Genomic DNA, 12,994 nt, shown 5'->3' with positions numbered 1-12,994 from the left:
TACTCAGCGCAATTTGCCAACACCTAAGGGAGTGTGTAGCCATGTCGACAGTTATTAAGAACGGTACAATCGTCACCGCAGATCTGACCTATGAGGCCGATGTTCTTATCGAAAACGGCGTGATCACAGAAATCGGTAAGGGTTTGTCTGGAAACGAAGAATTGGACGCTACAGGCTGTTATGTGATGCCCGGCGGTATCGATCCGCATGTGCATTTGGAAATGCCATTCATGGGTACCTATTCCAGCGATGATTTTGAATCCGGCACTCGCGCTGGACTGGCTGGCGGCACCACGATGGTGGTCGATTTCTGCCTGCCAAATCAGGGTGAGAGCCTTCTGGACGCGATCAAACGTTGGGATAATAAATCCACCCGCGCGAATTGCGATTACTCCTTCCACATGGCGGTCACATGGTGGGGCGAGCAGGTCTTTAACGACATGCAGACCGTGGTTCAGCAGCGCGGCATCAATACGTTCAAACATTTCCTCGCCTACAAAGGCGCGTTGATGGTCAATGATGACGAGCTCTTTGCTTCCTTCAACCGCCTCTCCGAACTTGGTGCCATCGCCATGGTCCATGCCGAAAACGGAGACGTGGTTGCAGAACTCACCGCAAAACTGATCGCCGAAGGCAACACCGGCCCCGAAGGCCACGCCTATTCGCGCCCCAGCCAGGTCGAAGGAGAGGCCACAAATCGCGCCATTATGATCGCCGACATGGCGGGCGTGCCGCTCTATGTAGTGCATACTTCCTGCGAAGAGGCCCACGAAGCGATCCGCCGCGCGCGTCAACAGGGGAAACGGGTTTGGGGCGAGCCTCTGATTCAGCACCTGACCTTGGATGAGCGGGAATACTTCGTCGATGATTGGGACCATGCCGCGCGCCGTGTGATGTCGCCTCCGTTCCGGGATGCGCGGCATCAGGAATCGCTTTGGGCGGGCCTGCAATCGGGGTCTCTGAGTGTGGTTGCCACAGACCACTGTGCCTTCACGACAGAGCAGAAACGCTATGGCGTTGGCGATTTCTCCAAGATCCCGAATGGCACCGGAGGCCTTGAAGACCGGATGCCGATGCTCTGGACGCACGGCGTCGCGACAGGTCGTCTGACGCCGAATGAATTTGTGGCTGTGACGTCGACCAATATCGCCAAGATCCTGAATTGCTATCCGACGAAGGGCGCTGTTTTGGTGGGTGCGGATGCAGACCTCGTGGTCTGGGACCCTGAGAAGGAAAAGACCATTACGGCTGGAAGCCAACAGTCTGCGATCGACTACAATGTGTTCGAAGGCAAGCACGTCAAAGGCCTGCCGCGCTATACCTTGACCCGTGGACAGGTCGCGGTCGCGGACGGGGAAATCAAAACCCAAGAGGGCCATGGCAAGTTCGTGTCCCGTGACGCGAACGGCACCGTGAACAAAGCCCTTTCGACCTGGAAAGATCTCACCGCGCCCCGTCCTGTGCAGCGCACAGGCATTCCGGCCACCGGGGTATAGAACGACAGCCCAAAGGGCGAAAACATGCTCGCGAAATCTGCGACAGGGGGAACTATGACAGATGCCGTGATCCGCGCCGAGGCGCTGGACCTGACATTTGAGACCAACGACGGCCCGGTGCACGCGCTGAAGAACGTGGATCTTGAAATCAACAAGGGAGACTTCGTGTCGTTCATTGGCCCGTCAGGCTGTGGCAAAACCACATTCCTGCGCTGCGTGGCGGCACTTGAGACTCCGACGGGCGGGTCGCTGACTGTGAACGGGATGTCCCCAGACGAGGCGCGCCGTGCGCGGGCGTATGGCTATGTCTTTCAGGCGGCAGGCCTTTACCCCTGGCGCACGATTGCCGGCAACATCAAGCTGCCCTTGGAAATCATGGGCATGGACAAGGCCGAGCAAGAGCGTCGCGTGAAAGAGGTGCTCGAGCTGGTCGAACTGGAAGACTTCGGTAAGAAATTCCCGTGGCAGCTCTCGGGCGGCATGCAGCAGCGGGCGTCGATTGCGCGGTCGCTGAGCTTCGATGCGGATATCCTGTTGATGGATGAACCCTTCGGCGCTTTGGACGAAATCGTGCGCGATCACCTAAATGAGCAGTTGCTCGCGCTCTGGGCACGCACCGGCAAAACCATCGGCTTTGTGACCCACTCGATCCCCGAGGCTGTTTATCTCTCAACCAAGATCGTCGTGATGTCTCCGCGCCCGGGCCGGATCACCGATGTGATCGAAAGCACTCTGCCCAAGGAGCGGCCACTAGATATCCGCGACAGCAAAGAATTCATCGAAATCGCGCATCGCGTCCGCGACGGTCTGCGTGCAGGACATGAGGTGTGATGATGGAGGTCCGTCGTCCCACTCAGGAAGATGTGCCAGCGATTGCGGCAATCATAAACGCGTGGATTGATGAGACGCCATGGATGGATCGTGACGTACCCCCAGAAGAGATCGAGGCCATGATCGGCAAAGGCCTGCCGCATCGAGAAATGTGGGTTCTGGGCGATCCCGTGCAGGCCTATCTGTCTTGCGAGGCAGAGGCCAATCACATCTGGGGCTTTTACTGCGCCACGCCGGGGCTGGGGCACGGCAAGCGGCTGATGAACAAAGTGAAAGAGGGCCGCGATTTCCTAAGCCTGAACACGCATGTTCCAAACACAGGCGCGCAACGGTTCTATAAACGCGAGGGCTTTAAGCCGGTCAAAGAATTCGATCCCGATCCCCCCTCGACCATCCGTGAATTGCGCATGGAGTGGACGCGATGAGATCAATTATCCCAGTCCTCACCATGATCGCGGCGCTGATTGTTATCTGGTATGGCTCGGCTGTTGCGCTGAACTCTGCCTGGGCTTTGGACAAGGCCAAGCGGGCTGATGTGACGCTTTCAACGTCTGAACTGATTGCAGACACGTGGAGCCAGGAAAAGCCACGCTTGCCCGCCCCGCATCAGGTTGGGGCGGAAATCTGGAAGACGACCGTCGAAAAGAAAATCACCAGCAAACGCTCGCTGATTTACCACAGCTGGATCACCATGCAGGCCACGTTGCTGGGCTTTGGTCTGGGTACGGCGCTGGGCTTCGCTTTGGCCGTTGGCATTGTCTACAGCGGTGTGATGGATCGCACGGTGATGCCTTGGGTTATTGCCAGTCAAACCATCCCGATCCTAGCAATCGCACCGATGATCATTGTGGTTCTGAATTCCATCGGGATCTCGGGGTTGCTGCCTAAGGCGATCATCTCGATGTATCTGTCCTTCTTCCCAATCGTTGTCGGCATGGTCAAAGGTCTTCGCAGCCCCGATGCCATGCAGCTTGACCAAATGAAAACCTGGAGCGCCAGCGGCACGCAGGAATTCTGGAAACTGCGCCTACCGTCCTCAATGCCCTATCTCTTCACCTCGATGAAGATCGGCATGGCCGCGAGCCTTGTCGGCGCCATCGTCGGAGAGCTGCCCACGGGTGCCGTCGCAGGCCTCGGTGCGCGCCTCTTGGCCGGGTCTTACTATGGTCAAACCATTCAGATCTGGTCCGCCCTTCTGATGGCCGCAGCCCTTGCGGCCTCGATGGTCGGCATTATCGGAATGCTGCAACGTATCTCTTTGAAAAGGATGGGCATGGCATGATGTGGCTTCTTTTCGGAGTGATCGCTTGGGTCGCGGGATGGCTTTTGAACGTGCGCCTGTCGCGTCTGCCCAACAAAGGGATCTATGCGCTGCTGCCACCTGCTGTTTTTGGGGCAACGCTGCTCTTTGTCTGGGAGTGCCTCGTGCATGGGTTCGACATTTCACCGGTGCTGCTGCCCGCGCCCAGCGTGATTGCCGTGACCTTTGCGAGCTCACTCGACATCCTCTGGGTCGACTTCGTGCAAACGGTCGTGAAAGGCGCACTTAGTGGATATATCATTGGCTGCGGCTCGGCCTTCCTTTTGGCGATCTTGGTGGATCGCTACGACTTTCTGAAACGCGGCCTTTTGCCCATCGGCAACTTCATGGCAGCCCTGCCGATCATCGGCATCGCGCCCATCCTCGTGATGTGGTTCGGCTTTGACTGGCAGTCCAAATCCGCCGTCGTCGTTGTCATGGTATTCTTCCCGATGCTCGTGAACACGGTGCAAGGTCTGCAAGAAAGTTCGGCTATGCAACGCGACTTGATGCGTACCTATGCGGCGGGCCACCTCACCACATTGCTGAAACTGCGCCTGCCGATGGCTATGCCATTTATTTTCAACGGCCTCAAAATCGGCACCACCCTGGCGCTGATCGGGGCAATCGTGGCCGAGTTCTTCGGCTCTCCCATCAAAGGCATGGGATTTAGAATTTCCACCAGCGTCGGGCAGCTCGCCCTTGACCTTGTGTGGGCAGAGATTGTCGTCGCCGCTCTCGCGGGCTCGGCATTTTATGGAGGGGTTGCCCTTGTCGAGAAGGCCGTGACCTTCTGGCACCCGTCCCAAAGAAAAAAACAATAGCACCCAGTAAATCCAACAAGGAGACTACGATGAAAAAGACTCTCACAGCTTTCGCCCTCGCGGCACTTGCGTCCACAGCGCAGGCGGCTGACGATTTTACATTGCAATTGAAATGGGTCACGCAGGCCCAGTTCGCGGGCTATTATGTGGCCTTGGACAAAGGCTTTTATGACGAAGAAGACCTGAACGTCACGATCAACGCCGGTGGCCCTGACATCGCGCCAACACAGGTTCTGGCAGGCGGTGGCGCAGATGTCACCGTTGAATGGATGCCGGCAGCTCTGGCCGCGCGCGAAAAAGGTCTGCCGATGGTCAATATCGCGCAGCCGTTCAAATCTTCTGGCATGATGCTGACCTGCCGAAAGGATCAGGGCGTGTCCACGACCGCCGACTTCCCGGGCAAAACCCTTGGTGTTTGGTTCTTCGGCAACGAATTTCCGTTCCTCAGCTGGATGAGCCAGCTCGGCATCTCTACCGATGGCGGCGCGGACGGAGTGACCGTTCTAAAGCAGGGCTTTAACGTCGATCCAATCCTGCAAGGTCAGGCGGCTTGCGTGTCCACCATGACCTACAATGAATATTGGCAGGTGATTGATGCGGGTCTGACGCCAGAAGAACTCGTCGTGTTCAAATACGAAGACAATGGCGTGGCAACACTGGAAGACGGCCTCTATGTGCTGGAAGACAAGCTGTCTGACCCAGCCGAAGTCGACAAGCTGGTCCGCTTTGTGCGCGCCTCCATGAAGGGCTGGAAATACGCCGAAGAGAACCCTGATGAGGCGGCAGAGATCGTTCTGGACAATGATGCGACCGGTGCTCAGACCGAAAAACACCAGAAACGCATGATGGGTGAAATCGCCAAGCTAACTGCGGGCAGCAATGGTGCTCTGGACCCAGCAGACTATGAGCGCACAGTCGCGTCCTTGCTGGCTGGCGGCTCTGACCCAGTGATCACCAAAGCGCCAGAAGGTGCTTGGACCCACGCGATCACAGATGCGGCGCTGAACTAAGACAAATGCAATACGTTAGATCAGGGGGCTTCGGCCCCCTTTTCTATGTCACCGAGGCGAAAGAAATCCTGCCGAAATCAGCATTTGCTTCAGAGGCGCAAGTTGCGCCTCGTAGCGTCTCCACCCCTCGTCACTACCTTGATAAATGGGTTTTCGCACCTGCGCCGCACTCGCCGTCAAAGCATGGCTATTTGCCGTCTCTGGGTGCAGCCAGTCTTCTGTCCAAGTCAGACCTGTGAACTCTGCCATTCTTTGCGTGGTGTCTTTTGGGTGCGCAATTAAATCCGCGTAGTTGATGTCGAGCACCTGCGCAGGACAGACGCCTTTCCAGAATGTCATCAGTTCGCGATGCAGAACCATGAACCGAGCAATGTCCTCCATCGAGTTTGAGAAGCCATTCTCCAGCCCTGCGAAAAGATGCCTGTAAAGAGACCAAGCAACGGCCATCGGATCGCGGTTCAGGTGAATAATGCGTGCCTCTGGCAGGGCTGCACAGATGTAGCCGATCCATCTGAAATTCAAAGGCATCTTGTCGACAATGATTTGACCCGTTGGCGCGTGTTTCGCCATATCTTCGAGAATTTCTGACCGTAAGTCCTGCAAGATCTGAGGCGTAATCGCACTGATCTCTCGATCTATGAAGCGTTGCAAAAGTCCACTTGCTGCGCGTTCTACCACCGACAGCTCCCCGCAGGCCGTGGTTCTTGGATCCTGCGACACGATCCGCTCTACCAACGTCGTACCGCTGCGAGGCAGCCCAGTCACAAATATCGGGCCCTTAGGTGCGTCTGTCGGAGCCGGTAATTGGATGTTCGCAAAAATGTTTTTGCTTAAGGCATAGCGCAGAGCATCTTTTTTGAAATCGTATGGCGTTGCGCTCTGCGCCAAACGTTTGGCGTCTTTCAGGTGCGAAAAGGCGACAGCACTGTCCCCTAGATCATCAAACGCCTTAAAAAGGGCCATGCGAAGAGGGGCTGCATTCGTGTCATTTGGCGCGTAGGCGTCAACAAGCTCTAGCATCTGAGACACGTGAAGGTTGCCCGCCTCGTATGTTTGAGCGTTGGCGAAATTCCAGTGGACGGTAGGCGACTGGGGCGCGAGTTTCACGGCTTTTTGGGTCAGGTCATACTCCGTGTCCTGATCTCCCTTCGCGCGGGCCAAGATCGCAAGATTGGTCAAAGAGTCGGCTGTCTCGGTCATGTCTTCAAAGACACGCTTCGCCTCTTGAAACCGGCCAAGATCGCGCAAAGCGATGCCGCTAATCAGCAATGCCTCATCGTGGTCGGGTCGGTTTGAAAGCAACGTTTCAACTGTTTCTAGGGCTTCAGATGGCGCACCATTTTGCAAATGAAGCTGCGCAAGAGCGGTTCCGATTTCCGGCACCTCGGGTGCCATCCGAAAAGCCAGGGCCAAATGCGCTTGTGACTTCGACCAGTTTTGTTTTGCCTGCGCATCTTTCGCGTGTTGTAACAGGCTCTTAACGGCTTTGGATTTCAGACCTTTTAACCCAGCTTGCGCACGACGGTTCTTTGGGAATTGAGACAGCACACCTTTGTAGAGATCAAATGCAGTTTGCCAGTCCTTTTGGCTTTCCGCACTCCGCGCATATTGCAAGGCTTTTTCTGTAGAAAGGAGTGTGGCCATGTTGTCCCGCTGCGTCAGAAAATCCGATGGATTGCCCGCATGTTTGACACGTCCCAATCGTTTCAGCAATCCGGAGGTCAATCGGGTTTTGGGGATTGCAGCCTCGAATTGAAGTCTGGGGCGCGCTCAGAAGCACACCCAAGATTGCAAGTAGCACCGTACGGTTTGATCGGCGACTAACCTATGATCGCCTCGATTTTTTCAAGGGTCGCAACATTGACAGCGACGCCTTCTGTCGCGGCACGTTTGCGTGCGGCACCACGTCCGTCGCCGGGCAAATGCGCACCGTCTTGCGTCTTTACAGCACCGACCAAAGCCTCCATGCGCTGGGCAAATGCGCCTGCCGACGTGGCACCAGGATCTATCGCCATGAAGAACTGGCCGGTCTTGGGCGGCCCACCTGCTGTGCCTGAAAACGGCGAGGCATCGATGCCCAAGGTCGCGCCGGTCATGGCCGCCGCCATGATCTCAGTCAAAAGCGCGACGCCGACACCTTTGTAGCCACCCGATGGCGCCATAGAACCCTTTAGGCCAACGTTTGGATCAGTGGTCGGGTTGCCATCTGCGTCCAAGGCCCAGCCTACCGGAATTGGTTTGCCTTCACGGGCGTGTTTCATGACTTCGGATTTGGCGATTGTGCTTGCGCTTTGGTCGATCAGAACCGCAGGCCCATCAGCGCCGGGCGCGGCGATAGAAAAAGGGTTGGTTCCTACAACGGGTGTTGCTCCACCAGAAGGTGCAATCGATGCAGGGGCATTCGTGAACCCAAGCCCCAAAAGGCCAGCTTTCGCGAGCCGATGCGTGTGATAGCCAAGCACGCCGCAATTGTAGCTGTTGTGGATGGCCAAAGCCGCAATGCCTTGTGATTTTGCCATGGGGATTAAGGCGTCAAAGCCTGCATCAATGGCCGCATGAGCAAAGCCCGTTGCCGCATCTACGGTCACGACTCCGGGACGCGGCGTGGAGACGATAGGTGTCGCCTGGCAGTCCACCTTGCCGCAGGTGACGTGCTCGCAATAGATCGGGATATAGGCGAGCCCGTGGCTTGCAACGCCGTCCGCTTCGGTGGCCGCGGTCGCCACGGCCAGTGGCCTTGCGTTGCTGTCAGATGTGCCAACCGCCGTGAGGGCGCGAAACGAGATGTCTTCGATTTCAGACAGTGAGAGTGTTTTGGTTTCGATCATAAGAACCTCGGTCTAAAGGGCGTTTGATTGAGAGTCGCCAGCGCCGAGGCGACGGCTTTCCTCGGTAGCGGGGGCATAGGTGCGATGCGCGAAGTGCGAGAGCATGTCCCAAGCGCTGCTGTCGGGTGTGGCGCGGGTGAATTTGGTGCCGGCGGTGAAAGTACCTGCGTGGATCGCGATTGCCAGATGAGCCTGCGCATCTGGATCCCGACCCAAGATGCACAGCGCGGCTCCGTCGGTGACTGCACTGCCACCCTCCCAAGTGATGGAAAGTGGTTGCCCGATTTGCCGCGACGCAAATCCAACAAAAGGCAACAAAAGAAACGGCTGGAAAACGCGGTGCAGCACGCGGTTTTGTGATGGCGCGATCTTCGCGCGATCGCAAAGCCGCGTGCCTTGCGCTAGCGGACAATGGTCAGCGTCCGAAGCCGCGTCCAAAACAGCCGCGAGGACAGCAACCCCATCTCGCCCCTGTGCACAGAGCCATGCTGTGGCTCTTCCCGCCTCTTCAGCCATGCCCCAGGAATACCCAGCGCCACGTGTCGCCTTTTTGGCCTGAGCCTCGACCTCATTCAGCGAAAAGCTCATGGCGTGGCCTCAGGATAAACCCACAAGTCTGAGGTCTCAGATGTCAACTCCTCCGGATAGGGCGCGCCGGCATACATGCAGATGCGCACCCATCGGTCGGACCTGGGATCAAAATGCGTGGCCCCAAAAAATGACAGTTTGGCGCGCAGCATATCGATGGGCATCACCTCGGACGAAATCGTATTGTCCTGTATCTCGCTGTAGGGCGCGAACTCCACGACTTGAGCGCGACGGACTGTGTGGCGATGCTCTGGATGCGTCTCGAGAAACTCTGCAATCGGAGCGTCAGGGGTCCAGTTTTCCAAATCCTTCAGTGCAGCAACGGCGTCGCGCGCCGGAGCAAGCGGTTGCTCATAGTCCGCAATAGGTTCTTGAAAACGCTCGCCCAGACGCGGTTCCAGCTTTTCTTCCGAGACATACCAAGCTCGTGCGCAATGCGCTTGCTCTTGCCAGTCGACCTCCTTTGCCCAGCCGAAGGCGGTTTCGAGCTGTCCACGGGTTTGTGCCACCGTCGCGCTGCCATCCAGAGCCAAGGCATCTTCGCGGGCATCGGTCATGCAGCTTGCCAAACCGTCCGTTAGCTCTGGATAGGCCTCCAGCATGAGCGAGGCGACGAGCTCCTGTCCCTCCTCGCTCAGGTTCTCTTCGCTCCATCGGTAGAGTGAGTTCCATGGATCTTTCTGGTTCAGAACACCATCAGCCAGCTTTGCTTCTAGTTCCCCTAAGTCCCGCCGCAAGTCGGCCAGTTTCTCAACCTGTATCGGGTGCTCCGACCGCCAGCGCGCCACTGAAACATTGGTACGCGCAAAGAGCGATTCAAAAGTCGACACCTCCAGCGGCGAAGCCTCGGGGATACGCCGTACGCGGGCAATCGCTTCTTCGCGCGCCATGATCCAGTTGTTGAAGAGCACTGGGTGATTGATCAGGAAAGGCGCCATGCCAAGGCCAGTCGAGTTTCCAATTCCAAGTTGTCGGGCGATGGCTGGGGCCAGAGGCACCGCAGATGCACCGCCCTGAATGCGTGCCATATGCTCGATCAGATCACGGACAAACCAGCGGATCAGATAAACCGTTAGAAGTTCAGCTTGGAACGGGCTCTGGAACTCTGACCTCTCTGCATATGTCGCGCGATCTGCAGCGCCGAATTTTCCTGACCCATAGACCGCCGTCGTGCGCATTAGATATCCAACCGCTTCGATCTGTGCGAGATCGGGCTGTTGCCCGTCCGCCAAAGTCGAGACCACATGGGACCAAAGCCGCATCGACCGATTGGCGCGCGAAAGCGTCAGCTCGCTCTCCGAGATCCGCCCGGCTTCCTGGAAGGGCACGTTCTTTGACAAACGCGCGACGTCGCCCGCAGTAGGGGTGCCATCAAACAGAGCAAAGGTCGTATCCCAGGCGGTCGCGATGACTCTGTCGCTGCGCATGTCGTCTGGCAGGTCATGTGCGAAGGCGACCAATGAGTATGACCTGTGAGGCCCCGTCGTGGTATAGACCGCATGACCCACGCCCGCCGCATCAATATCGAAGACCTTACGCTCAAACGTCCAGTTTTCTGACGCCATACGGCGGGTGAGCTGGCGCATGAAGCTCAGCCGGCATTGATGCAAAGACCCCAGCCGTTTGAGGCGCATGACCTGACGGGCGGGGCGGCGTTCGATCATCCCTGAGGTCCGAAGTTTTCAGCAAAGAAACGGTACCAGTTGCCACCCATGATCCCTGCCACTTCGTCAGAGTTCATGCCAGTCGCGCGCAAGCCTTGGGCGATATTGCCAAAGTCGCGGTTGTCCTTGAACCAGCTCGGCATTTTCGGAAAACCCGGCGCTGCGGCCGAGCCTTCGCCATAGTCGATATCCTTGCTCCAGCGTCCCACGCGCATCCATTCTACAACCGAATCCGGTTGATCCTGACATAGGTCGGTGCCAATCCCCAAATGCTCTACGCCGAACCTGTCGGCCGTACGCGCAATCATCTCGCAGAAGTCCTCAAGAGTGCAATCTGTCTTCCCCTTGAGATGGTGCGGATAGACGGAAAAGCCAATCATACCGCCATTCTCGGTGACCGCGCGGATCACGTCGTCGCGTTTGTTGCGCAGGGCAGGGTGCCACGCGTGGGGGTTGCCATGGGTGATGGCAATGGGGCGTTCCGAGATCTCGGCAGCCTCAATCGTGGATCGGTCTGCCGAATGGCTCATGTCGATGACAAGTCCGACGCGGTTCATTTCCTTGATGACCTGCTTGCCCATGCGCGTGATGCCGGTGTCCTCAGTTTCGTAACAACCGGTCGCAAGCAGCGACTGGTTGTTATAGGTCAACTGCATGAACCGCGCGCCGAGCGTGTGGAGGATTTCGACAAGGCAAATGTCGTCCTCAATCGGGGAGGGGTTCTGAAAGCCGAAAAACACCGCGGTGCGACCCGTTTCTCGCGCGCGGTCGATGTCGCTGGCCCATTGGCCCTTCATAATCAGATCCGGGTATTGCTCAAACCAGCGGTTCCAACTCTCAAAGTTCAGAACCGTCTCGCGGAATGTCTCATGATACGCGATGGTGACATGCACCGCATCAACACCCCCTTCACGCATCTGGCGAAAGATCTTTTCCGACCAATTGGCATACTGGAGGCCGTCGATGAGCATCAGCTCGGATCCCCGGCCGAGATATAGGCCGTCTTGACCGTCGTATAGAACTCAGCCGCTGCCTTGCCCTGTTCGCGCGGGCCATAAGAGCTGTCTCCACGTCCGCCAAATGGCACGTGGTAGTCGGTGCCTGCGGTGGGCAGGTTCACCGTCACAACCCCTGTGCGCGCGTTGCGGCGGAAATGCGTGGCGCGGGCGAGGCTTTGGGTGACGATGCCGGAGGTCAGACCAAAGTTGGTGTCATTCACAACCGCCAGAGCTTCGTCATAGCTGTCGACTTTGATCACAGAGGTGAGCGGCGCGAACATTTCTTCGCGGTTGATCCGCATCTGGTTATTCGTGCCCAGAAATACGCCCGGAGACATATAAAACCCGTCATGCGGCATCGTCAGGCGTGCCCCGCCACAGGCCAATTCAGCGCCCTCCGATTTCCCAAGCTCTACATAGGCAAGGTTTTCATCAAGCTGCTGTTGGCTGACCACCGGACCGATCTGAGTGCCGTCTTCCAGCGCGTGTCCGACCTTCATTGCCTGCGCGCCAGTGATCAGTTTCTCTACAAAGGCATCATGCACGCCCGCATGCACCACCAGCCGCGACGAGGCCGTGCATTTCTGCCCCGTGCCACCAAATGCCCCACCCAAAGCAAGCGAGACCGCCAGATCCAGATCAGCGTCATCCATGACGGCCAGAGCGTTCTTAGACCCCATCTCCATCTGCACTTTGGTCAGGTTCTGGATGGCCGCAGCAGCGATCCCTTTGCCCACTGGCACAGACCCAGTGAAAGAAATCGCATCGACCTTGGAGCTTTCCACCAAAGCTTGACCAATCGTGCCACCCGCCCCCATCACAAGGCTAAACAGGCCCTTCGGGATGTCCTGTTTTGCGATGATCTCCGTGAGTGCGACTGCGGAGGCAGGTGTCACATTGGCCGGCTTCCAGACCACGGCATTGCCGTAGCAGAGCGCCGGAGCGATTTTCCACGAGGCGGTGGCCGTCGGGAAATTCCAAGGGCTGATGATGGCGACCGTGCCGACGGGCTCGCGCCGCACGTCGATCTCGATCCCGTCGCGTACAGAATCCGCGTTCTCACCGATCTGGCGCAGACATTCGGCCGCATAATAGGTAAAGAACTGACCCGCGCGGTAAACCTCGCCCTTGCCTTCAGCCAGCGGCTTGCCTTCTTCGCGGCTGAGCAGGTGGCCAAGTTCCTCGGCCCGCGCCATCATTTCATTGCCGATTGCGTTCAGAACAGCCTGTTTGCGTTCCAACCCATAGGCCGCCCATTCGCGCTGGGCTTGACGCGCTTGATCGAGCGTTGCCTCGAGTTGATCCGATGAGGCCTGCGCATAGTGGCCAATGAGGTCCGTCACATCCGAAGGATTGCGGTTTTCGATGCTTGTTTCGCCATCCAGCCAGTCACCGGCGATGAGGTTTTTGTGAGTCACGTGCGCTCTCGATCTCTTGGAAGTTTGGGCCAGAGTG

The 12,994-nt window shown here is 57.5% G+C and carries 12 protein-coding genes; 6 read left to right on the top strand and 6 right to left on the bottom strand.

Going from position 1 to position 12,994, the window contains the following annotated elements:
- The first annotated feature begins 41 nt into the window (after positions 1-41).
- From hydA to HZ995_RS04915, 6 genes are read left to right on the top strand one after another with little or no spacing between them, the layout of a single operon-like run.
- On the top strand, positions 42-1,496 hold the full coding sequence (gene hydA / locus HZ995_RS04940; RefSeq protein ID WP_209357562.1) for a dihydropyrimidinase: 1,455 nt from the start codon (positions 42-44) through the stop codon (positions 1,494-1,496).
- A 54-nt stretch (positions 1,497-1,550) separates the two neighbouring features.
- Entirely contained in the window at positions 1,551-2,327 is a 777-nt protein-coding gene (locus tag HZ995_RS04935; protein WP_209357561.1) for an ABC transporter ATP-binding protein, read from the top strand.
- Positions 2,327-2,752 (top strand): GNAT family N-acetyltransferase, encoded by a 426-nt coding sequence (locus tag HZ995_RS04930; protein WP_209357560.1) that lies wholly within the window; start codon positions 2,327-2,329, stop codon positions 2,750-2,752. Before HZ995_RS04935 ends, HZ995_RS04930 begins: the two co-directional genes overlap by 1 nt.
- Positions 2,749-3,609 (top strand): ABC transporter permease, encoded by an 861-nt coding sequence (locus tag HZ995_RS04925; RefSeq protein ID WP_209357559.1) that lies wholly within the window; start codon positions 2,749-2,751, stop codon positions 3,607-3,609. The genes HZ995_RS04930 and HZ995_RS04925 overlap by 4 nt, the downstream gene beginning before the upstream one ends.
- Positions 3,606-4,451, top strand: a complete 846-nt coding sequence (locus HZ995_RS04920; RefSeq protein WP_209357558.1) for an ABC transporter permease — start codon at positions 3,606-3,608, stop codon at positions 4,449-4,451. Before HZ995_RS04925 ends, HZ995_RS04920 begins: the two co-directional genes overlap by 4 nt.
- Before the next feature lie 29 nt (positions 4,452-4,480).
- Positions 4,481-5,461 (top strand): ABC transporter substrate-binding protein, encoded by a 981-nt coding sequence (locus tag HZ995_RS04915; protein ID WP_209357557.1) that lies wholly within the window; start codon positions 4,481-4,483, stop codon positions 5,459-5,461.
- Between the two features lie 48 nt (positions 5,462-5,509).
- Here HZ995_RS04915 and HZ995_RS04910 read toward each other — a convergent pair whose 3' ends face one another.
- The 6 genes from HZ995_RS04910 to HZ995_RS04885 all read right to left on the bottom strand — a co-directional run bounded on the left by HZ995_RS04910 (position 5,510) and on the right by HZ995_RS04885 (position 12,957).
- Positions 5,510-7,105 carry a tetratricopeptide repeat-containing sulfotransferase family protein gene (locus HZ995_RS04910; protein WP_209357556.1) on the bottom strand — a complete coding sequence of 532 codons (1,596 nt, stop codon included), beginning with the start codon at positions 7,103-7,105 and terminating at the stop codon, positions 5,510-5,512.
- 176 nt (positions 7,106-7,281) lie between these two features.
- On the bottom strand, positions 7,282-8,289 hold the full coding sequence (locus HZ995_RS04905) for an Ldh family oxidoreductase (RefSeq protein WP_209357555.1): 1,008 nt from the start codon (positions 8,287-8,289) through the stop codon (positions 7,282-7,284).
- Between the two features lie 12 nt (positions 8,290-8,301).
- Complete coding sequence (locus HZ995_RS04900) at positions 8,302-8,877, bottom strand: DUF3726 domain-containing protein (protein WP_209357554.1); 576 nt, start codon at positions 8,875-8,877, stop codon at positions 8,302-8,304.
- A complete protein-coding gene (locus HZ995_RS04895; protein WP_209357553.1) occupies positions 8,874-10,541 on the bottom strand; it encodes a hypothetical protein in 1,668 nt (555 codons plus the stop codon). Before HZ995_RS04895 ends, HZ995_RS04900 begins: the two co-directional genes overlap by 4 nt.
- Positions 10,538-11,512, bottom strand: coding sequence for a membrane dipeptidase (locus tag HZ995_RS04890; protein WP_209357552.1), 975 nt, complete (start codon positions 11,510-11,512; stop codon positions 10,538-10,540). The genes HZ995_RS04895 and HZ995_RS04890 overlap by 4 nt, the downstream gene beginning before the upstream one ends.
- Positions 11,512-12,957, bottom strand: coding sequence for an aldehyde dehydrogenase family protein (locus HZ995_RS04885; RefSeq protein ID WP_209357551.1), 1,446 nt, complete (start codon positions 12,955-12,957; stop codon positions 11,512-11,514). The genes HZ995_RS04890 and HZ995_RS04885 overlap by 1 nt, the downstream gene beginning before the upstream one ends.
- Between the last annotated feature and the right edge of the window lie 37 nt (positions 12,958-12,994).

The organism is Cognatishimia activa, from assembly GCF_017798205.1.
GTDB classification, from domain to species: domain Bacteria; phylum Pseudomonadota; class Alphaproteobacteria; order Rhodobacterales; family Rhodobacteraceae; genus Cognatishimia; species Cognatishimia activa_A.
The sequence above is the reverse complement of the archived record's forward strand: the minus strand, read 5'-3'. Positions and strand labels throughout refer to the sequence as shown.